Source organism: Parvibaculum sp., assembly GCF_049672805.1.
Taxonomy (GTDB): domain Bacteria; phylum Pseudomonadota; class Alphaproteobacteria; order Parvibaculales; family Parvibaculaceae; genus Parvibaculum.
Window position 1 is genome coordinate 1 of record NZ_JBATWS010000096.1, and the last position, 2174, is coordinate 2174.

2 protein-coding genes and 1 pseudogene are annotated in these 2174 nt (G+C 61.2%); 1 reads left to right on the forward strand and 2 read right to left on the reverse strand.

Annotation, left to right across the window (positions count from 1 at the left end):
- Positions 1–190: pseudogene (locus WBF74_RS03015) on the forward strand (hypothetical protein); the annotation flags it as partial.
- Positions 191–238: 48 nt separating this feature from the next.
- Here WBF74_RS03015 and grpE read toward each other — a convergent pair.
- Together grpE and hrcA are read right to left on the reverse strand one after the other, a co-directional pair.
- Complete coding sequence (gene grpE / locus WBF74_RS03020; RefSeq protein ID WP_424434968.1) at positions 239–889, reverse strand: nucleotide exchange factor GrpE; 651 nt, start codon at positions 887–889, stop codon at positions 239–241.
- Positions 890–1018: 129 nt separating this feature from the next.
- Entirely contained in the window at positions 1019–2074 is a 1056-nt protein-coding gene (gene hrcA, locus WBF74_RS03025) for a heat-inducible transcriptional repressor HrcA (protein WP_424434971.1), read from the reverse strand.
- Positions 2075–2174: the final 100 nt, after the last annotated feature.

Consider the following 2174-nt stretch of genomic DNA (forward strand, 5'->3'; position numbering starts at 1 on the left):
CGACTGGAAAGCGATCTGGATACCGGCTCCCGAGGGCACGGGCGAATGGCAGCTCTATGATGTCGCAACAGATCCCGGCGAAACGGAAGACCTCGCCGCCGCTTTGCCCGCGCGCCTCGCCGAAATACTCACGCTCTGGGATGAGTATGTCGAAAAGACAGGCGTGGTGCTGGTGAATATCCAGACCTGAAGGGCAGGGGAGTTTCGTCCCTGCGCCCCTCGCAATGACGGAGAGAGCTTAAACCGTCGTATCGACCTTGCCACCGCTCTGGGTGCCGCCATCATCCTTGGCGACGCCCACGCGGGCGGCGCGAAGCAGGCGATCGGCGATGGTGTAGCCGGCCTGAATGACATGCACGACGCTGCCCGCCGGATGTTCCGTACCCGGCACTTCGAACATGGCTTCATGCAGATTGGGGTCGAAGCGGTCGCCGGGCTTAGGCGAAATTTCGCGGATGCCGTGGCGCTCGAAAATGGTGAGAAGCTGGCGCTCCGTCACTTCGACACCCTCGACCATGCCTTTCAGGCTTTCGCTCGCCGCTTCCCGCTCTTCTTCCTTGAGAGCGGCCAGCGCGCGACGAAGATTGTCGGCCACTTCGAGCATGTCCCGCGCAAAGCTCGCCGTCGCATAGCGCGATGCATCCTGCTTGTCGCGCTCGGCGCGCTTGCGGGTATTTTCTATCTCGGCGGCAGCGCGAAGCAGCCGGTCGCGCAGATCGGCATTTTCGGCCTGAAGCGCGGCGACATCCACCGCAGGCGCTTCTGCGGCCTCGCCCTGTGCGGCGGGTTCCTCGTTCAGCGTCCGGGCTGTCGATTCCGCGTTTTCCGGCGTCGCCTCGGCACCGTTTTCCGGTGTTTCGGTTTCAGGTGTCTTGTTCTCGTCGGTCATTTTGCCTTTCCGGTTCTCTTCGCGCGCCTGCCGCGTCATCGATCATTCTGTCGGCAGGGTCCATGTGCGCGCCGCAGCCCGATATGTCAACCGGGCAGGGCGCGCGCCCATTCGGGCATGTTGCTGAAACTAGTTGATGAGCCTGCCCACCAGCTTTGCCGTGTAATCCACCATGGGGATCACGCGCGCATAGTTGAGGCGGGTCGGGCCGATCACGCCGAGCACACCCACCACGCGCTGCTGTGCATCCGTATAGGGGCTCACGATCAGCGATGAGCCGGAGAGCGAGAAAAGCTTGTTTTCCGACCCGATAAAGATGCGGACACCATCGGCTTCTTCTGCAAGACCGAGAAGCTGGACGAGATCGCGCTTGTTCTCCAGATCATCGAAAAGAAGGCGGATGCGCTCGAGATCCTCCATCGCGTGAACATCTTCGAGAAGCCGCGCCCGGCCGCGCACGATGAGCGATTTGGCGAGCGGGTCCGAGCTTGAGTTCGAGCCGGACCAGGTGGCAAGCCCTGCCTCGATCACCTTGGCGGTCAACTCGTTGAGTTCGGCCTTCTGCGTTTCGAGTTCGCGCGCAATATGGGCTTTCGCCTCTTCCAGCGTCCGGCCGCGCAACTGCGCATTTACATAATTCGTCGCTTCGGCAAGTGCGGAAGGGGTGAGCCCTTTGGGAATATCGATCACCCGGTTTTCGACCGCGCTGCCCTCCGTCACGATCACGACAAGGGCGCGGTTTGCGTCGATGGGCACGAATTCGATGTGTTTCAGCGCCGCATCATAGGTAGGCGCCACAACGAAACCTGCCGCATGGCTGAGGCCGGAAAGAAGCTTCGTGGCCTCGTCCAGCACATCATCCACGCTTTTATGGGAGCCGGCCACCTGTCGCTCGATCGAATGGCGCTCTTCATCAGAGATATCGCCGATTTCGAGCAGGCCATCGACAAAAAGGCGGAGTCCCGCCTCTGTCGGCATACGCCCGGCGCTGGTATGGGGCGAGAAAATAAGGCCCAGCGCCTCGAGATCCGACATGACATTACGGATCGAGGCAGCGGAAAGGCCAAGGGGAAGCTGCCGCGAGAGAACGCGCGAGCCAACCGGCTCGCCGGTTTCGAGATAGGTCTCGACCACGCGGCGCAGGATCTCGCGCGAACGCTCATTGAGATCCATAACGCCGATCATTGCCGCATTTACCTCCGGTAAGCCTGCAAGTTACTGAAACAGACCAATAATTTAGCGCGGTTTCCAGCAACTGGAAACGCCACATGGGGCAGAATAGCCG

Bases quoted from the DNA above. Each gene is read 5' to 3' on its own strand.
- grpE (WP_424434968.1), bottom strand. From the start codon at position 889: ATGACCGACGAGAACAAGACACCTGAAACCGAAACACCGGAAAACGGT.
- hrcA (WP_424434971.1), bottom strand. From the start codon at position 2,074: ATGATCGGCGTTATGGATCTCAATGAGCGTTCGCGCGAGATCCTGCGC.